Here is a 19,191-nt window from a genome sequence, read left to right as displayed (position 1 = left end):
ATACGATGGTCGATTTCCTTTCTCCCAGAGAGCGCTCGAAAAGGATGTCCCTGATCCGAGGGAGGGACACCCAGCCCGAGCTGGCACTGAGGAGGGCCCTGCACCGACTAGGGTTACGCTTCCGCCTTCACGGTGCCGGTCTTCCAGGAAAACCTGACTTAGTATTTCCACGTTACAAGACTGTTGTATTTGTCCATGGTTGTTTCTGGCATCAACATACTGGGTGCAGTATTGCCACCATTCCCAAGAGCAACACGCAATTCTGGATGGAGAAATTCAAGAAAAATATCGATAGAGACAAGCGTGTTTCTGCACAACTTAACGAGCTAGGGTGGAAGGTTCTCGTTGCGTGGGAGTGTGAACTCTCAACAAGGCAGAAAATCGAGTTAACTGGGAAAAGGATTGCAATCGAAATTAAATCTCAAATTTTACAAATTGATTAGTAGGGTGAATCATCGGTTAAAATTTCCAGGTTGTCACGCTCACGCCATGTTGTGTTCCGAAAAATCTGGCGAAAGTCCGTATTCGATTTTCAACCAGTGCTCATAGGTCGATTTCATGCCGGATTTGAATTCCTCGATCTTAAGGTCTACTTCTTCCAGTGGCGAAGTATCGCAACCAGCGAAACGATAAGCTGCTCTCAGCCGAATATTAAAGCACGTGAGGCAGTCCGAAATAAGACGCATCAAATGCACTGTATGCGCTAAATCACGTCGCTCGGGGGGGCGCACTTCACGATCCATTGCGATAGAGACGCCCACATAGTCAGCGTGATGTATGTGGCTAGCCACCGCATAGGAATAGGATAATCCTCCAGAGAATCCTTGATAGAAAGGATCCCCACTCCTACTTAGGGAATCTAAAAGTCCAGCGTATCCCCAACGGGTATCCATCGCACGGCGAGTGGCTTTGTCGTATCGCATTCGCAGTTCGTCTCGTGTAGCATCCGGAAGAACCATGTCGCGAATGGGTCTCCATTGGTCTGCCTCTGGGTTGCGGAGGTTGGCCAATAAATCTCTTGCCTTTTGATCATCCTTCATGAGTGCAAGTTCGCGTTGATCCTCCGTGTACTCCCTGAATCTTTGCGGAAAATCTTCGCGAGTCTGAACGATAAACGCGAATTTAAGCGATGCCTCAAAAACTGATCGGACAACAACTTCGGCATCCCAAAGTTGCCCATAGGCTATTAGAAAGAACGCACTCTCGCTGGAGCGAGCGGCGGCACTAAGTAGCATGCCCAGGCTGATGCGCTCATGCGCCGCCAACCCACGAGATTGCGCGAATTGCCCCATGAACGGGAGCAATTCGCGCATAAGAAACAGGCCTCGCTCACCCCAAGCATTCTGCTCTGCAGACGTCTGATCCGTGTACATGGTGTTCACCTCAATGTGACGCGTTTTATTCACCTCGAACACTACACTACTTATTTGATCCACGTTTCAACGCGGTTTCATTTGGCTATTGGCATACAAAAAATCGACCAGACACCTAAATATCACAGCTTTACTTGGCCACTCGTGATGGACGCCAGATTTTCACCGAATTTTGGATATCCGCATATCTGGTTGCGAGCGTGACAATGCCGGTACGCCTGAACGAAACCTAACGTGCAATCTATTGGATTCGCGAAATTCGCGATCACGGAAGGCAACAAAAAACCCCGCGGCCTTCGGGGCCGCGGGGTTTCGGAAATACTAGAGCGTTGCCTTTTACGGCCTCAAACATCAATATTCCCCGCCCGCAACGCATTTGACTCGATAAACGCCCGCCGCGGCTCGACATCATCCCCCATGAGGGTAGTAAAGATCCCATCCGCAGCAATCGCATCCTCGATCTGCACACGCAGCAGACGCCGCACGGCCGGATCCATCGTCGTTTCCCACAGCTGCTCGGGGTTCATCTCGCCGAGGCCCTTATAGCGTTGCTTCGACACGTTCCGCTCAGCATCCGCCAGTAGCCACTTCATCGCGCTCTTGAAGTCCGCCACGGCCATGCTGCGCTCACCGCGCTTGATGACCGCACCTTCCCCAATAAGCCCCTTGAACGTATTCGCCGTCGTCACGAGCTGCTGATAATCCGCCGTGTGCTGGAATTCCTGGTCGATGACCGAAACCCGCACGTTGCCGTGATGCGTCCGCTCGACATGCAGCGCCCGCTGTTCGCGAACAGCGTCATACGAAGGCACCACCCGCACTTCGTTCTTCAGCGCTTCATCATGCAACGCCGCGTGCAGCGCCTTCGCCGAAGCCTCGGTCGACTCCTCGCTGGAGAGATCGATCACCACCCCATCCATGACCGCTTCCAGCGCGGCCGGGTCATACAACCGGCTCAACCGCTCGATCACGCTCTGCGACAGCAGATACGACCGCGCCAGCTCCCCAAGCGCATCACCCGAAATCGCCGCCGCATTCTCACCCGGCACCAGCTCCGAGCCTTGCAGCGCCAACCGCAGCATGTGCGCGTTGAGCTCCACGTCGTCCTTCAGATACCGCTCGTCCTTGCCCGCCTTGATCTTGTAAAGCGGCGGCTGCGCGATATACACGTACCCGCGTTCGATCATGTCCGGCATCTGGCGATACAGGAACGTGAGCAGCAGCGTCCGGATGTGCGCACCGTCGACGTCCGCGTCGGTCATGATGATGATGCGGTGATAGCGGAGCTTCTCGAGGTTGTAGTCTTCCTTGCCGATCCCGCACCCAAGCGCGGTCACGAGCGTGACGATCTGCTCCGACGACAGCAGCTTGTCGTAGCGGGCCTTCTCGACGTTCAGCACCTTGCCGCGCAGCGGCAGGATCGCCTGGAACTTGCGATCACGCCCTTGCTTGGCCGACCCACCAGCCGAGTCACCCTCGACGATGTAGATTTCGCACTTCGCCGGATCTTTCTCCTGGCAGTCCGCGAGCTTGCCGGGCAGGCCGACGCCGTCGAGCACACCCTTCCGACGCGTCATCTCACGCGCCTTCCGAGCAGCATCACGAGCCCGAGCCGCTTCGACGATCTTCCCGCAGATGATCTTCGCGTCGATCGGCGTTTCGAGCAGGAACTCTTCCAGCGCCTTCGCCACAACTTCCTCAACCGGCGCACGAACCTCGGAAGAAACCAGCTTGTCCTTCGTCTGCGAGCTGAACTTCGGCTCCGGCACCTTCACGGAGAGCACGCACGACAACCCTTCGCGCATGTCGTCGCCGGTCGTCTCGACCTTCGCCTTCTTCGCGATTTCGTTGTCGGTGATGTACTTGTTGATGACGCGCGTCATCGCGGCCCGCAGGCCGGTCAGGTGCGTGCCGCCGTCGCGCTGCGGAATGTTGTTCGTGAAGCACAGCACGTTCTCGTTGTAGCTGTCGTTCCACTGCATCGCGACTTCGACGCCCACGCCGTCCTTCTCGCCGTTGGCGAAGAACACGGTCGGGTGCAGCGTGCTCTTGGTCTTGTTGATGAACTCGACGAAGCCCTTCACACCGCCGGCGAACGCGAAATCGTCTTCCTTGCCCGAACGCAGGTCGGTGAGGCGAATCCGCACGCCGTTGTTCAGGAACGAAAGCTCGCGCATCCGCTTCGCGAGGATGTCGTAGTGATACTCGACCGTGCCGAAAATGGTCGGGTCGGCCATGAAGTGCACTTCGGTGCCGCGGTTCTCGGTGTCGCCGGTCACGAGCATCGGCGACACTTCCACGCCGTCCACGACCTCGATCACGCGATCCTGCGCGACGCCGCGGTGGAACTCCATGAAACGCTTCTTGCCGTCGCGGCGCACGGTGAGGCGCAGCCAGCTCGACAGCGCGTTCACGCACGACACGCCCACGCCGTGCAGGCCGCCCGACACCTTGTAGCTGTTCTGGTCGAACTTGCCGCCGGCGTGCAGCTCGGTCATCACGATCTCGGCGGCGCTGCGCTTCGGCTCGTGCTTGTCGTTCATCTTCACGTCGGTCGGAATCCCGCGGCCGTTGTCGGTCACGGAAATCGAGTTGTCGGCGTGAATCGTCACGTGGATGTCGTTGCAGTACCCGGCCAACGCTTCGTCGATCGAGTTGTCGAGCACCTCGAACACGAGGTGGTGCAGACCGGTGCCGTCCGACGTGTCGCCGATGTACATCCCGGGGCGCTTGCGCACCGCTTCCAGACCTTCGAGGATCTGGATCGACGAGGCGCCGTAGCTGCTGTTATCGGGTTGCGAATTGTGCTGTTCACTCATGGATATCTTCCGGTTCTGCGGGGCCACTCTCGTGGCGGCGCGGTGCGTTTCAGCGAGAAATCGCCGGGCCGCTCCAGTTTCCTGGCCCGCCCCAGGTGCCGAAAAGGCACCAAAGGGACGGGTTGTCAGTTCGCCATAAAAACGCCAAAGGGGCTTGCCGCCCCCTGGTGTGTGTCGCGATGTCGAGCGCGTCAGATGCGCATCGGCATCACGACATACTTGAACTCGTCGTTCTCGGGCACGGTGATCAGCGCGCTCGAGCTGGCGTCGCCGAGGCTCACCTGCACGGTGTCGACCTTCAGGTTCGCGAGCACGTCGAGCAGATACGTGACGTTGAAGCCGATGTCGACGGTATCGCCCTGGTAGGCGATTTCGAGTTCTTCCTGCGCCTCTTCCTGATCGGCGTTGGTCGACATGATCTTCAGCTGGCCCGGCGCGATGATGCAGCGCACGCCCTTGAACTTGTCCGAGGTCAGGATCGCCGCGCGCTGCAGCGAACGCTGCAGTTCTTCACGGCCGATCTCGAACGTGTTCTTGTGCGCCTTCGGGATCACGCGCTGGAAGTCGGGGAACTTGCCCTCGACGAGTTTCGACACGAGCTCGACCTGGCCGAACGTGAACTTGGCCTGGGTCTGCGCGATGTCGATGGTGACGGTGTCGTCGATGTCCTCGAGCAGGCGCTGCAGCTCGAGAATCGTCTTGCGCGGCACGATGACTTCCTGGCGGCCGAACGTGCCGCCTTCGAGCTTCATCGACGAGAACGCGAGGCGGTGGCCGTCGGTGGCCACGGCCATCAGCTGGTCGCCGTCGACGACGAGCAGCATGCCGTTCAGGTAGTAGCGGATGTCCTGCTGCGCCATCGCGAAGTGCACCATGCCGAGCAGCTGGCGGAACGACTTCTGCGGGACGGTCAGCGTGGCGCCGAAATCCTTCGCCTGCGCGACGGTCGGGAACTCGTCGGCCGCCAGCGTCTGCAGCGCGAAGCGGCTCTTGCCCGATTGGACGGTGAGGCGCTTGTCGGCGAGCGACAGCGTGACCTGGCCGTCAGGCATCGCACGCAGGATGTCGAGCAGCTTGCGGGCCGCGACGGTGGTCGCGATCTGGTCGCCGCCGACGCCGAAATCGGCGCGCGTGGTGATCTGCAGCTCCAGGTCGGTCGACAGGAATGAAACGTCCGGGCCGTTCTTGGTGATCAGCAGGTTGGCGAGGATCGGCAACGTATGGCGGCGTTCGACGATGCCGCTGACCGTTTGCAGCGGCCTGAGGAGGGTGTCTCGTTCGGTCTTGACCAGTTGCATAGAGTTCCTTCGTTGAGTAACGGCCTGCAGCGCAGCAGCCTCGCAGCGCCCCGCCGGCCGGGCTCTTGGCCCGCCACCACCGGGGCGGTCAAACCAGTATTGTGCCTCAAAACCGAACCGCCCCCCTTAAATTGGGGCGGAGGCCGAATTATCAAGCGCGGCGCGCGCGCTCAGCCCTTCAGCGTCTGTTCCAGCACGTGCAGCTCGTGGTTGAGCTGCGCGTCCTTGCTGCGCTCGTCGGCGATCTTGCGCACCGCGTGCAGCACGGTGGTGTGATCGCGCCCGCCGAACAGCTCGCCGATTTCCGGCAGGCTCTTCTGCGTGAGTTCCTTCGCCAGGTACATCGCAATCTGCCGCGGCCGCGCGATGTTCGCGGGACGCTTCTTCGAATACATGTCGGCGACCTTGATGTTGTAGAAGTCGGCGACGGTCTTCTGGATGTTCTCGACCGAAATCTGCCGGTTCTGCACGGTCAGCAGGTCCTTCAGCGCTTCCTTGGTCAGCTCGATCGAGATCTCGCGGCCGTGGAACTTCGAATACGCGAGGATCTTGCGCAGCGCGCCTTCGAGCTCGCGCACGTTCGAGCGCAGGTGCTTCGCGACGAAGAACGCGACGTCCTCCGACAGGTTCACGCCTTCGGACTGCGCCTTGCGCATCAGGATCGCGACGCGCATTTCCAGCTCGGGCGGCTCGATCGCGACGGTGAGGCCGGAGTCGAAGCGCGAGATCAGGCGATCGTCGATGCCCGAGATTTCCTTCGGATACGTGTCGCTGGTGATGATCACCTGCGCCTTGTTCGCGACCAGCGCCTCGAACGCGTAGAAGAATTCCTCTTGCGTGCGCGACTTGCCGGAGAAGAACTGGATATCGTCGATCAACAGCAGGTCGAGCGAATGGTAGTAGCGCTTGAAGTCGTCGAACGCCTTGCGCTGGTACGCCTTCACCACGTCCGACACGTATTGCTCGGCGTGGATGTAGCGGATGCGCGCGCCGGCCTTGTCGAGCAGCAGCTGGTTGCCGATCGCGTGGATCAGGTGGGTCTTGCCGAGGCCGACGCCGCCGTACAGGAACAGCGGGTTGTACGAGATGCCGGGGTTGTCCGCGACCTGGATCGCGGCGGCGCGCGCGAGCTGGTTCGCCTTACCGGTGACGAAGTTGTCGAACGTGAGCACCGGGTTCAGCTTCGAACGTTCGTACATCGAATCGGCTTCGCCGCCGTTCGCGGGCGCGGCGCCCGGGCCCGGACGCCACGTGCGGCGGCCGGCCGCCGCTTCGTGCGCGGGCAGGCTCGGCAGGTCGATGTCGGCGTCGTCGGCGTTCAGGTGGTGCGCGGCGGCCACCGACGGCGTCATCGGCACGTCGGCCGGCGCGGCGGGCGCAGCGGAAGCATTCGCGGTCAGGTTGGCGGCGATCGCGGCGACCGTCGCGGCGGGGCCGCTCGGCGCCAGCGGTGCACGCGGGGCGGCCGGTGCGGCACCCGCGGGGGCGCTGCGCATCCCGGCCTTCGGATCGAGGACGAACTGGACTTCGATCGGCGTGTTCCAGAATTCGCGGGCCAGATCGGCGATCCGGCCCGAAAACTGGCTCTTGACCCAGTCCAGCTTGAAGCGGTTCGGCGCGGCGATGGACAGCGTGTTCGCCGACGCATCGAAGGCCACCGGGGCCAAGGGTTTGATCCACGTCACGTACTGCTGGGGCGTCAGCTCGCGCTCCAGCAGTGCGGAACAGTGTTGCCAGAAATCGTTCATCAAGTAACTGTCGTTTTTTGCGTGCACAGCGCGGCTCGCCGGCGCCCTTGTCGCGGTTGCGCAACAAGGCCCGAAGCGGTCGTGCGAGCGTGCCTCGGACGCCTGCGTCACAGTGTTGGAGGGGCAGGCGCGAGCCGAAGCGGCGTGCGGGATTCTTGGAGATAAGGCGAGATTCTAACGCCAAACGCGGCCACAGCGGGACTTATCCACAGGCCGGTTGTGTGGGTCGCGGGGCCGGATCGGCGCGGGCCGGCACAGGCGGACGACTCGTAAAGTATTGACCGTCAAGAGAAAAACGGTTTAAATAGCGGGTTCCGCGAAAACCAATCCTGTATTCCCGGCGATTGCGTTCGCCCGAATGCCTCCGGTTAAGGGCACGCGGTCCCCTGAAATTTCGACATTCTCGAACAAGTGAGAACATCATGAAACGTACTTACCAACCGTCCGTGACGCGCCGCAAGCGCACCCATGGCTTCCGTGTCCGCATGAAGACGGCAGGTGGCCGCAAGGTCATCAACGCTCGCCGCGCGAAGGGCCGCAAGCGCCTCGCCATCTAAGGCAGGTTGCGCGCTGTGTCCGCCGTCCGCAGTCCTGCGGAAGGTGCCGTCGAGCCGGGTGCGAATCCGTCGCAGACGAAAGCCGCCTTCCCGAAAGCTGCGCGACTTCTGAAAACGGATGAATTTTCATCCGTTTTTCGTTTGCGCCCCTGGCGGCGCTCCGCGCACTTCGTGATTTACGGCAAGCCGACCGGTCAGCCCGCACGCCTGGGGCTCGTCATCGGCAAGAAGTATGCGCCGCGAGCGGTCACCCGTAACCTCGTGAAGCGGCTGGCGCGCGATCAGTTTCGCCTGCGCCGCGCCGAATTCGCCGGTTACGACCTGCTGCTGCGGCAGCACACGCGCTTCGACAAGAAAGCGCTGCCGAGCGCGGCTTCCGCCCCGCTCGCGGCGATGTGCGCGGCCGAGATCCGCGAGCTGCTCGACAGGGCAGTCCGGGAAATCGCCCGCCGTGCGTCGAAGCCCGCGTCCGAGTGACGCATCCGTGCCCCGCGCGGCGTTCGCGCCCGCCCGGCCGGTTTTGACGCGGCGTCGTACGGCGCCGCCCAAGGTATGAAAACGGTATTGATCGCCTTGCTGCGCTTCTACAAGGTTGCCGTGAGCCCGATGCTCGGCAACCGTTGCCGTTTTTATCCTTCCTGTTCGGATTACGCGCGCGAGGCAATCCAGTATCATGGCGCCGCGCGCGGCACGTATCTCGCCGTCAGGCGCGTGTGCCGGTGCCACCCGTTTTCCGCGGGCGGCATCGACCTCGTCCCGCCGCCCAACTCCGACACTCGCGCTCGCGGCGAAGCCGACGCGCGGTCCCATCGACTCTGAGACAACGCATGGATATCAAACGCACCGTCCTATGGGTGATCTTCTTCATGTCAGCTGTCATGCTGTACGACAACTGGCAGCGGGACCATGGACGCCCGTCGATGTTCTTCCCGAGCGCCACGCACACGGCTCCGGCCGCTGCCGGCGGCGCATCGGGCACGGGCGCGACGACGACCGCAGGTGACGTGCCTGCCGCCGCAGCCGGCGCCGCACCGTCGACGACGGCCCCGGCCGCGCAGGCGCAGCTCGTGAAGTTCTCGACCGACGTGTACGACGGCGAAATCGACACGCGCGGCGGCACGCTCGCGAAGCTGACGCTGAAGAAGCAGGGCGACGGCAAGCAGCCCGACCTGTACATCACGCTGTTCGACCACACGGCCGGCCACACGTATCTCGCACGCACGGGCCTGCTCGGCGGCGATTTCCCGAACCACAACGACGTCTACACGCAGCTGAACCCCGGCTCGACGTCGCTGACGGGCGACCAGAACACGCTGAAGCTGTCGTTCGAATCGCCGGTGAAGGGCGGCGTGAAGGTCGTGAAGACCTACACGTTCACGCGCGGCAGCTACGTGATCGGCGTCGACACCAAGATCGACAACGTCGGCACGGCGCCCGTCACGCCGACGGTCTACATGGAACTCGTTCGCGACAACACGGCCGTCGAAACGCCGATGTTCTCGCACACGTTCCTCGGGCCGGCGGTCTACACGGACGCGAAGCACTTCCAGAAGATCGACTTCAGCGACCTCGACAAGAACAAGGCGAACTTCGAGAAGTCCGCGGACAACGGCTGGGTCGCGATGGTGCAGCACTACTTCGCGTCGGCGTGGATCCCGCAGCAGGGCGCGAAGCGCGACATCTACGCTGAAAAGATCGATCCGGCGCTGTACCGCGTCGGCGTGAAGCAGCCGGTCGCCGCGATCGCGCCGGGCCAGTCGGCCGACGTGCAGGCGCGCCTGTTCGCCGGTCCGGAAGAAGAGCGCATGCTCGAAGGCATCGCGCCGGGCCTGGAGCTCGTGAAGGACTACGGCTGGGTGACGATCATCGCGAAGCCGCTGTTCTGGCTGCTCGAGAAGATCCACGGCTATGTCGGCAACTGGGGCTGGGCGATCGTGCTGCTGACGGTGCTGATCAAGGCCGTGTTCTTCCCGCTGTCGGCTGCGAGCTACAAGTCGATGGCGCGGATGAAGGAAATCACGCCGCGCATGCAGGCGCTGCGCGAACGCTTCAAGAGCGATCCGCAGAAGATGAACGCCGCGCTGATGGAGTTGTACAAGACCGAGAAGGTCAATCCGTTCGGCGGCTGCCTGCCGGTCGTGATCCAGATCCCGGTGTTCATCTCGCTGTACTGGGTGCTGCTCGCGTCGGTGGAAATGCGCGGCGCACCGTGGATTCTGTGGATTCACGACCTGTCGCAACGCGATCCGTTCTTCATCCTGCCGGTGCTGATGGCCGTGTCGATGTTCGTGCAGACGAGCCTGAACCCGACGCCGCCGGACCCGGTCCAGGCGAAGATGATGAAGTTCATGCCGATCGCGTTCTCGGTGATGTTCTTCTTCTTCCCGGCGGGTCTCGTGCTGTACTACGTCGTGAACAACGTGCTGTCGATCGCGCAGCAGTACTACATCACGCGCAAGCTCGGCGGCGTCAAGAAGAAGCCGGCCTGACGCGCGTTGCAGCCGCGGGTGGCCCGCCGTCCGCGATGCTCGCAAAAAAAGCCGCATGGTTCGTGACCATGCGGCTTTTTTGTTTCGCGGCGACGACGCCGGCGGCGCGTGCGGCTGCTGCCGTTCAGGCTTTCTTCGCTTCGAGTTTCGGATCGCCGTAGAACTGCTCGACCAGTTCCTGCACGAGGTAGCGCTGATGCGGCGACAAGGCCTCGATCTTCGATGCGAGTTCGATCGTCTCGGGTGTCGGCGGATAACGTTCGTCGCGCGGCAGCGGTTGCGGCGTCGGATGTTCGATTACGCTCGGCGACGGCCCGTAATGCAGCCAGTGCACTTCGACGCGCAACCATTCGGCGAGCGTTTCGAGTTTGTCCGACGTCGGGATCGTGCGGCCCGTCAGCCATTTGTGCGCGGTTTGCGGCGAAACGGGGTGCGTTCCGCGATGACGCAGATTGAATCGGTTCGCCAGTTCCGTCGCGCCCGTGACCTTCTCCGGGCTGCGCCGCAGGGCGAATTTCAGGCGTTCCGAGAACGCGGCTTTTTCTTCGGATGTCGGCATGGGGAGATTGTGCAATTCCATCGCCGCGTCCCAGACAACCATATGGGATAAACGTATCTTGTTCGGACGAATCCCGCCCTTGATCAGGATGGGGAACGAAATTGAGGGACGTAGTGCCAAGCCCCTCGGGCACGCATACTCGTCCGAAATGGTCGGTGTGTCACGACGCCGAACTGATACTCGGCTTATCCCCGGCGGGATAAATTCGGGCGTGTCCGAATCCGGCGGCGCGGCCGGTGGCGTGTGAGCCGGCACGCTACAATGCCGGCGTTCCGGTGCCCGAACTGTTGCGCGGGCGCACCATTGACTCGCTGATTATCCGATTTCTCCGATTCCCATGCTCGCTACCGATTCCGATCCGATCGTCGCCATTGCCACCGCTGCCGGCCGGGGCGGCATCGGGGTCGTCCGCGTGTCGTTCGGGCGTGGCGGCGAGGCGGCCGCGCTGCCGCTGATCGACGCGTTGTGCGGGCAAAAGCTCGCGCCACGCCACGCGAGCTACGTGCCGTTTCTCGACGCGCACGGCGCGCCGCTCGACCGCGGGATCGCGCTGTATTTCCCGGCGCCGCATTCGTACACCGGCGAGCACGTGCTCGAGCTGCAGGGGCATGGCGGGCCGATCGTGATGCAGCTGCTGCTGCAGCGCTGCCTGGATGCGGGGCGCGGCTTCGGGCTACGGCTCGCGGAACCGGGCGAATTCACGCGGCGCGCGTTCCTGAACGACAAGCTCGACCTCGCGCAGGCCGAGGCCGTCGCCGACCTGATCGAGGCGAGCACCGAGGCGGCCGCGCGCTCGGCCGGGCGTTCGCTCGACGGCGCGTTCTCGCGGCAGATCCACGCGCTCGTCGACGACGTGATCACGCTGCGGATGCTGGTCGAGGCGACGCTGGATTTTCCGGAGGAGGAAATCGACTTCCTCGAAGCGGCCGACGCGCGCGGCAAGCTCGCGAAGATCCGCGCGCAACTCGCGCACGTGCTCGGCGATGCGCGTCAGGGCGCGTTGTTGCGTGAAGGGCTGTCGGTCGTGCTCGCGGGGCAGCCGAACGTCGGCAAGTCATCGCTGCTGAATGCGCTGGCGGGCGCCGAGCTGGCGATCGTCACGCCGATCGCCGGCACGACGCGCGACAAGGTGGCGCAGACGATCCAGGTCGAAGGGATTCCGCTGCACATCATCGATACGGCCGGGTTGCGCGAGACGGAGGACGAAGTCGAACGGATCGGCATTGCGCGCACGTGGAGCGAGATCGAGCGCGCGGACGTCGTGCTGCATCTGCTCGATTCGCGCACGGGGATGACGGCGGACGACGAAACGATCGCCGCGCGGTTTCCGGCCGGCGTGCCGGTGGTGCGCGTGCTGAACAAGACGGATCTGACCGGCGTGCCGGCATGCGTCGAGCATCCGGCGGCGGAAGGCGATCTGACCGAGATGCATCTGTCGGCGAAACGCGGCGACGGGATCGACATGCTGCGCGCGGAGCTGTTGCGGATCGCAGGGTGGCAGGCGGGGGCCGAGGGTGTGTATCTCGCGCGCGAGCGGCATCTGATCGCGCTGCGGGCCGCGCAGGAACATCTCGCGCAGGCGGCGGATCATGCGGAGCAGCGTGCGCAGTCGCTCGATCTGTTTGCCGAAGAGCTGCGGCTCGCGCAGGAGCAGCTCAATGCGATTACCGGGGAGTTCACGTCGGATGATCTGCTGGGGGTGATTTTCAGCAGGTTTTGTATTGGGAAATGATCCGAGGGTCGTTGACCTTGTGGGGTGCTGCTTCATCTGCCTGCATCGTATCGGCTCGCCTCGTCATACCTCTGTACGCTCCGACAACTCGACGCAAGCCTCTCGTGACGGCTCTGTCACGACGCTGACTATTTCGCAGCAGATTGTTCGCGTGGATGCTTGGGACTCCATGTTCGGACAATGTTTGGACCGATGTCGTGCTCCATGTTGGCGCGATCGCCAAGCCTGTATCAGCTCGCGCTTCCCATTTTTGTCCTATTTCCTCGTCCGTCTCGCTTGCGATGGATTACCGCCGGCTCAACGAACCCTCGTGTTGTTCGTTCACCACGGATTCATGCTCATGGCAAGCCGTCTGCCTGTTGGTCTCCAGATCTGGTTGGCAATCGAGCACGCGGAATTCGCGCCGAATCGTATCTCGTTGCGCCACGACCAATTGTGCAAAGGGATGTAAGCGCTCGCCTCGTAGCTCAAGTAGCCGACTCGAACGTAATGGGCTGGCGATTTCAGCGGACGGCGTATTTCGTTGACAGATAGACCTTAAGGGTCTAAATTGAATCGCGTTGGGTAACGCTCCGCGTAGCCCGCTACCTCCGAAAGGAACGACATTATGAATAGCATCGTATTTGCGCGAATTCTGCGCGACCACGCTTATGGCCCTCAAATATTTCCCGCCGACGCCGGAAGACCTGCGTGCGCTGAAAGTGCGCCTCGGATTCACCGGCGAGCAGATGGCTCAGATGTTCGGATTGGCTGGCAACAGTCAGTGGCGAAAGTACACGGGGGGAGTCGAGCCGAGACCGATGTCGTTGCCGATGCTGTTCCTAGCGCTAGCGCTGCAGGATCGTTCTGCGACTGTCGACCAAGTGCTCGAGAAGTGTCGGCAGGTCGGCGCAACGATCGAGCTGGACGACGAGTAACCGCCGACGGCGCGCTTGCTGTTACCTTTCCGAATACACTTGCCAAATCTGCCGGTCCGATCGCCCTCATACCCAATGTCTGGCGTAACACTCGGTCGCCGAAGCCCACGATTACTGTCACATCGGAGTTAGTCGAACTTGCCGGCATCCGCGCTGCAGAACACTGGCTGAATGTTCGCCCGACGGCGCGTCCGAGCCGGGGGTATCGTTCGATGTTCGAAAGCCTCTTCGCTGGCTTCGGTCGTATCCCCTACCGCGCTGACGGTTGCGCAGCGTTCAAACGCAGCATCAAGGCCGCAACTTGCACCGACTGTAAAGCCTCAGAGGTGTGCGCAATCTCCGCCACCGAAATCATTCTTCGCTGTTTGCTCGATGCAGTGGAGGCACACGCGCTTCTCGTGATTGCTGATATCTGGCCTCGAATGGGCGAGGCGGCGCGTTGCGTGCAAAATGCGGAGGCGCATCATGGCTCAAAATGATGACGCAACCTTATCTATTGAGGAGGCGCGCCGCGAACTGCTGCAGGCATCGCGTCAACTGAGCGTTCTGTTGCTCGATTTGTCGATGGATCCCGAACGGGTGTTTGAACACTTTGCCGTACGCCGTGACGCCTTCTTCGAACTGTTGTCGGATCTGGGCGTCAAGGTCAATACGCGCCTGGAGGAAATGCTCCGTGAGTGAAAGCGTGAGTCTTCCCGTCGAAAAGCAGCTCGATGCCGCGCAAGGCAAAGTGAACGGCCCACTGGGGTCGTTGTCGCCGTCAACGTCAATTGTCCTAAATATCCTTCGAAGACCTAGATCATGGACGGAATATTTACTGCGATATTCGGCGTGCTTGGCGGCGAGATCGTAGGTACTGTGGCCGGTTTCCGTGCATCAGGGGCAGCGGTCCTAGGGAGAGCCCGCCCGTATTTAAAGTTCGACATAGTCGAACTGTGGGGCGAGCCGTATCGATTCGATGCCCGACGCAATCTGATCAAAGACACGGAAAAGGATCCGCGCGGCGAGCGTTTCCACTACGAAACGCTCGCCGCGCTATAGATCTTTCTTATGCATGCCGAGCTGACGACGCCGGCTTGACTGCGCGACGGACCGGATCGAGGCGTTCGGACCGACGTCTGCCTTAATCCCAATGACGGTGATGATGGTAATACCCACCCCCACCGTAATACCCGCCACCATCAGGCACGACGATACAGCCGCTCAACAACACGGCGACGCCGGCAATCAGCAAAAGGGCCTTCTTCATCGCGTTCACCTGCTCGGGTTCAATATGAACCCAGCATAGCGAGCGGCTCCGGCCCGGGCTGTAAGCGATCGTATCCCCGCGCCGCAATCCGTAACGGCGGATTATTCCGGTCACAATGACCGTAACAATTCGCCAAACAGCAGACGTTTTCAGGCGACGACGACCCGGTTTCGCCCCGCATCCTTCGCGCGATACAGCGCGGCATCCGCAGCTTCGATCAACGCGTCGGGGGTCGACAGATCGTCGGCCGACACGGTCGCGCAGCCGACGCTGACGCTCACGCGGCCGGTCGGCGAGTCGGGCATCGCGAGGTCGAGCCGCAGCACGGCTTCGCGCACTTCGTCGGCCACCATCCGCGCACCGCGCGCGCCGGTGTTCGGCAGCACGATCGCGAACTCCTCGCCGCCGTAGCGCGCGACGATGTCGGCCGGCCGCCGCACCGCGCCGGCCAGTGCATTCGCGACGGCGATCAGGCACGCATCGCCCTTCACGTGACCGAACGCGTCGTTGTACGCCTTGAAGCGATCGACGTCGACCATGAGCAGCGACAGCGGTTCGCCTTGCCGCCGCGCCTGCAGGAACAGCGTATGGAAATGGTCGTTGAAGTGGCTGCGGTTGAACGCGCCCGTGAGACCGTCGCGCGCGGAAGAGCGGATCAGCGTCGCGTGCGCTTCCAACAACTGCTGATACAGCATCGTCACTTCCCACGCGAGCACGCACACGAGCACGCCGGGCGTGAACATGCTGAACACGCGTGCGACATACCAGCCGACCGTGAAGCGGTTGGTGGACAGCAGGTTCAGCGTCGTATCGGTGAGACAGGCGAGCACCGCGATCGCGAGCCACAGGTCGAGCGTCGTGCGCAGCCGGCCCGTGACCAGCACGGCCACGAGCGCGAGCGCGTTGAGGATCCACACGACGAGCGCGATGCCGTTGACGGGCAGCACGGCCGCGTCGCGCGGCGGATGGAACGCGGGCGGCAGCGACACATTCAGCGCGAGCACGCACAGCAGCGCCGCCGCGATGGCCGGCCCACCGACGAGCGCGAGGGTCCAGCGGCGCGTCTCTTTCGCGCCGACCGGGGCGCGCGTCAGCCGTTCGCGTGCGAACAGCGCGGCCATCACGAAGCACGGAAAGCCGGCATGCCAGAAGACCCACATCCATGCGGCGCTTTGCGGGCGCGCGCCGAGCAGGCCATGTGGCGCGAACACGCCGGGAAAGGTGAGCAGTTGCAGCGCGACGGCGAGCGCGGTGAACGCATAGGCGCCGCCGAGCGCACCGAGCACGGGCTGGCGTGTCACGGTGAACTGCGCGCCGAGGAAGAACGCGGCGATGCTCGCGGTCGTGAACACGGTGAGCGCGCACATCGGCATGAAGGGCTCGACGGGCGGCAGCGCGACGTTCGCATGCGGCGCGGCGATCCCGAGCGTGAGCAGGATGACGAGCGCCGTCAGCGCGCCGAACCACAGCTGACGTTGCGTCGTGTGCTGGATCAGGATGCCTTCCATGGAGTCCCCCGGACACGCGTGCGACGCACCCGATCTTGCGCCGGGCGGCACGCCTGCCGATCGCGGCGCGACCGGTGCGGCCCGATCCTATCGCGTTATCGGGCTGCGCTCAAATGCCGAGCCCGGGGCCGAAGTTGCCGGCGACCCAGCGCGTGACGGCATCGACGTCCGCGTAGTCCTGCTCGGGCAGGCCGTCGAGCATCGACAGCACTTCGTTGCTGGCGCCGGCGTCGCGCGCGGCATCGACGATCGCATCCTTGTTCGCCGGATAGCGGACGGCCGCCAGGACATCGGCGATCTGCAGGTCGATCGTTTCGTTCGGGATATCGTGCGGAGGAATGGTGGGCTTGTCGTTCACGTCGGCGTCTCGCGGGTAGGGCGGGAATCGGATCGAAGCGCAAGGGCCGTGCCCGGCATGTTGCGCGGCCCGCGGTGCCCCGGCCGGCGCGCGTTGCGGATGGCGACGATCGACGTCAATGCCCGCGTCGCACGCGGCGCCACGGATGCTTCCAATCGATGTGCGGTGCGTTCTCGTCGCGCGGATGCTGGCGACGGTGCTCCTGCCAGAGTTCGTCGGAAAACAGCGCAGCCACGATGACGAGCGGCAGCACGAGGAAAATTCCGAGGATGACTTGCTCGATCACGATAGCCTCCTTGCGGTGGCAGGAACCCTTGCTCCCATTCTAGGCTCTGAACCTCGCCCGCGTTCAATTTCTTACAGTGCGAAACGGGCCCGAACGCGGCCGCGCCGCGCGGGCGTTCCGCACGTGCGCCGGCCTCAAAAAGGACACGAACATGCAACTCCAGAACGATACCAACACGCTCGCGCTGCGGCCGCTGGAGCGCCAGGACCTGCGCTTCGTCCACGAGCTGAACAACGACGCGAAGATCATGCGCTACTGGTTCGAGGAGCCGTACGAAACCTTCTCGGAACTGTCGCAACTGTACGACCGCCACGTACACGACCAGCGCGAGCGCCGTTTCGTCGCGGTCGATGCGCAAGATGAACTCGTCGGCCTCGTCGAGCTGATCGAGCTCGACTACATCCACCGCCGCGGCGAGTTCCAGATCATCATCGCGCCGCAGTGCCAGGGGCGCGGCTATGCGGGCCAGGCGACGCGCCTCGCGATCGAGTACGCGTTCAAGGTGCTGAACATGCGCAAGCTGTACCTGATCGTCGATACGTCGAATGCGGCGGCGATTCACGTGTACGAGAAATGCGGATTCCAGCACGAGGCCGAATTGAAGGAAGAATTTTTCGGGAATGGCGCGTATCACAACGCTTATCGGATGTGCATCTTCCAGCGCGATTATTTCGAGCGGCAGCGGGTCGGTGTGAATAATGCAGGGTAAACGCCATCGGTGAAAGGCGCTTGCGACGGGGCTTCGCGGGCGCCGAATAGACGCGGGGAACTACGGATAAATACGGATCCGCTTATACCTGGCATTTTTCTTGTATCAGGTAAATGCGATTGCGCGCTGCGGTAAAGTGGAATCGTTTCGGATGACTTTATGTGCGGCGCATCAAAATGATCCGGATATCGAAATGGATTATCCAAACCGTTCAATCGCTGCAATGTAACTGGGATGAAAGCCTTGCCGGATAACGCTTTCCGCCCGGCATGACGAGGCTGTCCGCCGGGCAGCCCGCTTTTACCCGTCGCGCACACTGCGCGAAAACAGGCTGCGCACGGGGTGCGACAATCCGCCGCTATTGCGGTCGCACAACAAATGTGCTTGCTATCGTTTACCGGTCTTCTAAAGTGAAAAACGCGGGTTCACGATCACCTTTAAACACATAGCTAACCCAGCCTGGTGCCCGCAAGCCTGGAGACAGAACATGATGAAGCGTACCGGTGTCCTCTTTGCCCTTGTCGGCGCATTTTGCGCTGTGTCGATTGCGCAGGCCGGCGGCGATTCGGCCGTCAAGCCGAAGCAGGAAATCCAGCTGACGAAGAACGCATGGGGCTGTCTGTCGAAAGACAATCTGGACTCCGTATTGAGTCACGAGCGTGACGGCAAGTCGCAGGCGAAGCAGCAGTATTTCGACGACTTCCGCTGCCTGTCGGTGCCGGAAGGCCAGCGCTTCCGCGTGGTGTCGGTCGATCAGGGCGACGTGCAGTTCGTCAGCGCCGACAACAGCGACCAGCAAGGCCTCTGGACCGATTCGCGCTTCGTCAAGCAATAACCGTCCATTCCCGCGCAGTCGCACGACGCGCGAGCGCGCCGGCTCGAGGAGCCGGCGGCGCGAACCGATCACGGCCCGGCGCATGCCGGGCCGTTGCGCTGTGGATCGCGCATCACGCACGCCGGACGGCGCGCATTCGGTATCATCACGGCCCGACCGAACCGAATGCCCGCCCGGGCCGCATCCGCATGGCGCTGAAATCCACGATCTACAAAGCCGAGCTGCAAATCGCCGACATGGATCGGCATTACTACGCCGATCACGCGCTGACGGTGGCGCGCCATCCGTCGGAAACCGACGACCGGATGATGGTGCGCATCGTCGCGTTCGCGCTGTTCGCGCACGAGCGGCTCGAGTTCTGCAAGGGGCTGTCGGACGTCGACGAGCCCGACCTGTGGCAGAAGGATCTGACGGGCGCGATCGACGTGTGGATCGAGGCCGGCCAGCCGGACGAACGACGCATCTCGAAGGCGGCCGGCCGCGCCGGACAGGTCACGGTGATCGCGTACGGCGGCAAGACGTCGGATATCTGGTGGCAGGGCGTGCGCAGCAAGGTCGAACGGCTGCGCAACGTGCAGGTGCTGTCGCTCGCCGACGGCGTCGCGGCCGCGCTCGGGCGGCTCGCCGAGCGCACGATGCGCCTGCAGTGCACGGTGCAGGACGGCGCCGCGTGGATCTCGAGCGCCGATCACGATCCGGTCGCGGTCGAATGGACGGTGCTGAAGGCGCGCGCGGACGCGTAACGGCCCGCGCG

The 19,191-nt window shown here is 62.6% G+C and carries 22 protein-coding genes; 13 read left to right on the top strand and 9 right to left on the bottom strand.

The window, feature by feature from the left end:
• Positions 1-5: 5 nt before the first annotated feature.
• On the top strand, positions 6-443 hold the full coding sequence (gene vsr / locus MMB92_RS27285) for a DNA mismatch endonuclease Vsr (protein ID WP_277563060.1): 438 nt from the start codon (positions 6-8) through the stop codon (positions 441-443).
• A 39-nt stretch (positions 444-482) separates the two neighbouring features.
• Here the strand turns inward: vsr and MMB92_RS27280 are convergent, their stop codons facing one another.
• From MMB92_RS27280 to dnaA, 4 genes are all read right to left on the bottom strand, one after another.
• Positions 483-1,373 carry a DUF5677 domain-containing protein gene (locus MMB92_RS27280; protein WP_277563059.1) on the bottom strand — a complete coding sequence of 297 codons (891 nt, stop codon included), beginning with the start codon at positions 1,371-1,373 and terminating at the stop codon, positions 483-485.
• 344 nt (positions 1,374-1,717) lie between these two features.
• The gene (gene gyrB, locus MMB92_RS27275; RefSeq protein WP_077190210.1) at positions 1,718-4,192 is read right to left on the bottom strand and encodes a DNA topoisomerase (ATP-hydrolyzing) subunit B; all 2,475 of its coding nucleotides are present in this window, start codon (positions 4,190-4,192) and stop codon (positions 1,718-1,720) included.
• A 191-nt stretch (positions 4,193-4,383) separates the two neighbouring features.
• Positions 4,384-5,490, bottom strand: a complete 1,107-nt coding sequence (gene dnaN / locus MMB92_RS27270; protein WP_006490996.1) for a DNA polymerase III subunit beta — start codon at positions 5,488-5,490, stop codon at positions 4,384-4,386.
• 170 nt (positions 5,491-5,660) lie between these two features.
• Positions 5,661-7,238 carry a chromosomal replication initiator protein DnaA gene (gene dnaA / locus MMB92_RS27265; RefSeq protein ID WP_277563058.1) on the bottom strand — a complete coding sequence of 526 codons (1,578 nt, stop codon included), beginning with the start codon at positions 7,236-7,238 and terminating at the stop codon, positions 5,661-5,663.
• 422 nt (positions 7,239-7,660) lie between these two features.
• On the opposite strand from dnaA, the gene rpmH reads away from it, so the two are divergent.
• The 4 genes from rpmH to yidC all read left to right on the top strand — a co-directional run bounded on the left by rpmH (position 7,661) and on the right by yidC (position 10,284).
• Positions 7,661-7,795, top strand: coding sequence for a 50S ribosomal protein L34 (gene rpmH / locus MMB92_RS27260; RefSeq protein WP_004198824.1), 135 nt, complete (start codon positions 7,661-7,663; stop codon positions 7,793-7,795).
• 15 nt (positions 7,796-7,810) lie between these two features.
• Entirely contained in the window at positions 7,811-8,272 is a 462-nt protein-coding gene (gene rnpA, locus MMB92_RS27255) for a ribonuclease P protein component (RefSeq protein ID WP_006489941.1), read from the top strand.
• Positions 8,273-8,347: 75 nt separating this feature from the next.
• On the top strand, positions 8,348-8,614 hold the full coding sequence (yidD, locus tag MMB92_RS27250) for a membrane protein insertion efficiency factor YidD (protein ID WP_006489939.1): 267 nt from the start codon (positions 8,348-8,350) through the stop codon (positions 8,612-8,614).
• A gap of 8 nt (positions 8,615-8,622) precedes the next feature.
• A complete protein-coding gene (gene yidC / locus MMB92_RS27245; protein WP_012329458.1) occupies positions 8,623-10,284 on the top strand; it encodes a membrane protein insertase YidC in 1,662 nt (553 codons plus the stop codon).
• A 124-nt stretch (positions 10,285-10,408) separates the two neighbouring features.
• On the opposite strand, the gene MMB92_RS27240 is transcribed toward yidC, so the two are convergent.
• Positions 10,409-10,843 carry a transcriptional regulator gene (locus MMB92_RS27240; protein ID WP_006489946.1) on the bottom strand — a complete coding sequence of 145 codons (435 nt, stop codon included), beginning with the start codon at positions 10,841-10,843 and terminating at the stop codon, positions 10,409-10,411.
• Between the two features lie 337 nt (positions 10,844-11,180).
• Between MMB92_RS27240 and mnmE the strand changes: the two genes are divergently transcribed.
• The 5 genes from mnmE (at position 11,181) to MMB92_RS27215 (ending at position 14,533) form a co-directional block, all read left to right on the top strand.
• On the top strand, positions 11,181-12,575 hold the full coding sequence (mnmE, locus tag MMB92_RS27235) for a tRNA uridine-5-carboxymethylaminomethyl(34) synthesis GTPase MnmE (RefSeq protein WP_277563057.1): 1,395 nt from the start codon (positions 11,181-11,183) through the stop codon (positions 12,573-12,575).
• Positions 12,576-13,225: 650 nt separating this feature from the next.
• On the top strand, positions 13,226-13,492 hold the full coding sequence (locus tag MMB92_RS27230) for a hypothetical protein (RefSeq protein WP_034201889.1): 267 nt from the start codon (positions 13,226-13,228) through the stop codon (positions 13,490-13,492).
• A 212-nt stretch (positions 13,493-13,704) separates the two neighbouring features.
• The gene (locus MMB92_RS27225; RefSeq protein ID WP_124551046.1) at positions 13,705-13,971 is read left to right on the top strand and encodes a hypothetical protein; all 267 of its coding nucleotides are present in this window, start codon (positions 13,705-13,707) and stop codon (positions 13,969-13,971) included.
• Positions 13,958-14,173, top strand: a complete 216-nt coding sequence (locus tag MMB92_RS27220; protein ID WP_034201201.1) for a hypothetical protein — start codon at positions 13,958-13,960, stop codon at positions 14,171-14,173. The genes MMB92_RS27225 and MMB92_RS27220 overlap by 14 nt, the downstream gene beginning before the upstream one ends.
• Before the next feature lie 120 nt (positions 14,174-14,293).
• A complete protein-coding gene (locus MMB92_RS27215; protein WP_134163189.1) occupies positions 14,294-14,533 on the top strand; it encodes a hypothetical protein in 240 nt (79 codons plus the stop codon).
• Positions 14,534-14,615: 82 nt separating this feature from the next.
• Here MMB92_RS27215 and MMB92_RS27210 read toward each other — a convergent pair whose 3' ends face one another.
• The 4 genes from MMB92_RS27210 to MMB92_RS27195 all read right to left on the bottom strand — a co-directional run bounded on the left by MMB92_RS27210 (position 14,616) and on the right by MMB92_RS27195 (position 16,893).
• Positions 14,616-14,741: a hypothetical protein gene (locus tag MMB92_RS27210; RefSeq protein WP_256097665.1), complete on the bottom strand. Its 126-nt coding sequence runs from the start codon at positions 14,739-14,741 to the stop codon at positions 14,616-14,618.
• A 149-nt stretch (positions 14,742-14,890) separates the two neighbouring features.
• The gene (locus tag MMB92_RS27205) at positions 14,891-16,249 is read right to left on the bottom strand and encodes a sensor domain-containing diguanylate cyclase (RefSeq protein ID WP_277563056.1); all 1,359 of its coding nucleotides are present in this window, start codon (positions 16,247-16,249) and stop codon (positions 14,891-14,893) included.
• 109 nt (positions 16,250-16,358) lie between these two features.
• Positions 16,359-16,607, bottom strand: a complete 249-nt coding sequence (locus tag MMB92_RS27200; protein WP_006489924.1) for a DUF2795 domain-containing protein — start codon at positions 16,605-16,607, stop codon at positions 16,359-16,361.
• Between the two features lie 115 nt (positions 16,608-16,722).
• Positions 16,723-16,893, bottom strand: a complete 171-nt coding sequence (locus MMB92_RS27195) for a hypothetical protein (RefSeq protein ID WP_006489933.1) — start codon at positions 16,891-16,893, stop codon at positions 16,723-16,725.
• 151 nt (positions 16,894-17,044) lie between these two features.
• Between MMB92_RS27195 and speG the strand changes: the two genes are divergently transcribed.
• The 3 genes from speG (at position 17,045) to MMB92_RS27180 (ending at position 19,180) form a co-directional block, all read left to right on the top strand.
• Positions 17,045-17,602 (top strand): spermidine N1-acetyltransferase, encoded by a 558-nt coding sequence (speG, locus tag MMB92_RS27190; protein ID WP_043206073.1) that lies wholly within the window; start codon positions 17,045-17,047, stop codon positions 17,600-17,602.
• 487 nt (positions 17,603-18,089) lie between these two features.
• Positions 18,090-18,437, top strand: coding sequence for a hypothetical protein (locus MMB92_RS27185; RefSeq protein ID WP_006489950.1), 348 nt, complete (start codon positions 18,090-18,092; stop codon positions 18,435-18,437).
• 188 nt (positions 18,438-18,625) lie between these two features.
• On the top strand, positions 18,626-19,180 hold the full coding sequence (locus MMB92_RS27180) for a YaeQ family protein (RefSeq protein WP_006498691.1): 555 nt from the start codon (positions 18,626-18,628) through the stop codon (positions 19,178-19,180).
• Positions 19,181-19,191: the final 11 nt, after the last annotated feature.

This window comes from Burkholderia sp. IO2, assembly GCF_029522185.1.
Classification (GTDB): domain Bacteria; phylum Pseudomonadota; class Gammaproteobacteria; order Burkholderiales; family Burkholderiaceae; genus Burkholderia; species Burkholderia cenocepacia.
The sequence above is the reverse complement of the archived record's forward strand: the minus strand, read 5'-3'. Positions and strand labels throughout refer to the sequence as shown.

What these genes read in the sequence shown, in the direction of transcription:
- vsr (WP_277563060.1), top strand. Translation starts at nt 6, where the DNA reads ATGGTCGATTTCCTTTCTCCCAGAGAGCGCTCGAAAAGGATGTCCCTG.
- MMB92_RS27280 (WP_277563059.1), bottom strand. Translation starts at nt 1,373, where the DNA reads ATGTACACGGATCAGACGTCTGCAGAGCAGAATGCTTGGGGTGAGCGA.
- gyrB (WP_077190210.1), bottom strand. Translation starts at nt 4,192, where the DNA reads ATGAGTGAACAGCACAATTCGCAACCCGATAACAGCAGCTACGGCGCC.
- dnaN (WP_006490996.1), bottom strand. Translation starts at nt 5,490, where the DNA reads ATGCAACTGGTCAAGACCGAACGAGACACCCTCCTCAGGCCGCTGCAA.
- dnaA (WP_277563058.1), bottom strand. Translation starts at nt 7,238, where the DNA reads ATGAACGATTTCTGGCAACACTGTTCCGCACTGCTGGAGCGCGAGCTG.
- rpmH (WP_004198824.1), top strand. Translation starts at nt 7,661, where the DNA reads ATGAAACGTACTTACCAACCGTCCGTGACGCGCCGCAAGCGCACCCAT.
- yidD (WP_006489939.1), top strand. Translation starts at nt 8,348, where the DNA reads ATGAAAACGGTATTGATCGCCTTGCTGCGCTTCTACAAGGTTGCCGTG.
- yidC (WP_012329458.1), top strand. Translation starts at nt 8,623, where the DNA reads ATGGATATCAAACGCACCGTCCTATGGGTGATCTTCTTCATGTCAGCT.
- MMB92_RS27240 (WP_006489946.1), bottom strand. Translation starts at nt 10,843, where the DNA reads ATGCCGACATCCGAAGAAAAAGCCGCGTTCTCGGAACGCCTGAAATTC.
- mnmE (WP_277563057.1), top strand. Translation starts at nt 11,181, where the DNA reads ATGCTCGCTACCGATTCCGATCCGATCGTCGCCATTGCCACCGCTGCC.
- MMB92_RS27230 (WP_034201889.1), top strand. Translation starts at nt 13,226, where the DNA reads ATGGCCCTCAAATATTTCCCGCCGACGCCGGAAGACCTGCGTGCGCTG.
- MMB92_RS27225 (WP_124551046.1), top strand. Translation starts at nt 13,705, where the DNA reads ATGTTCGAAAGCCTCTTCGCTGGCTTCGGTCGTATCCCCTACCGCGCT.
- MMB92_RS27220 (WP_034201201.1), top strand. Translation starts at nt 13,958, where the DNA reads ATGGCTCAAAATGATGACGCAACCTTATCTATTGAGGAGGCGCGCCGC.
- MMB92_RS27215 (WP_134163189.1), top strand. Translation starts at nt 14,294, where the DNA reads ATGGACGGAATATTTACTGCGATATTCGGCGTGCTTGGCGGCGAGATC.
- MMB92_RS27210 (WP_256097665.1), bottom strand. Translation starts at nt 14,741, where the DNA reads ATGAAGAAGGCCCTTTTGCTGATTGCCGGCGTCGCCGTGTTGTTGAGC.
- MMB92_RS27205 (WP_277563056.1), bottom strand. Translation starts at nt 16,249, where the DNA reads ATGGAAGGCATCCTGATCCAGCACACGACGCAACGTCAGCTGTGGTTC.
- speG (WP_043206073.1), top strand. Translation starts at nt 17,045, where the DNA reads ATGCAACTCCAGAACGATACCAACACGCTCGCGCTGCGGCCGCTGGAG.
- MMB92_RS27185 (WP_006489950.1), top strand. Translation starts at nt 18,090, where the DNA reads ATGATGAAGCGTACCGGTGTCCTCTTTGCCCTTGTCGGCGCATTTTGC.
- MMB92_RS27180 (WP_006498691.1), top strand. Translation starts at nt 18,626, where the DNA reads ATGGCGCTGAAATCCACGATCTACAAAGCCGAGCTGCAAATCGCCGAC.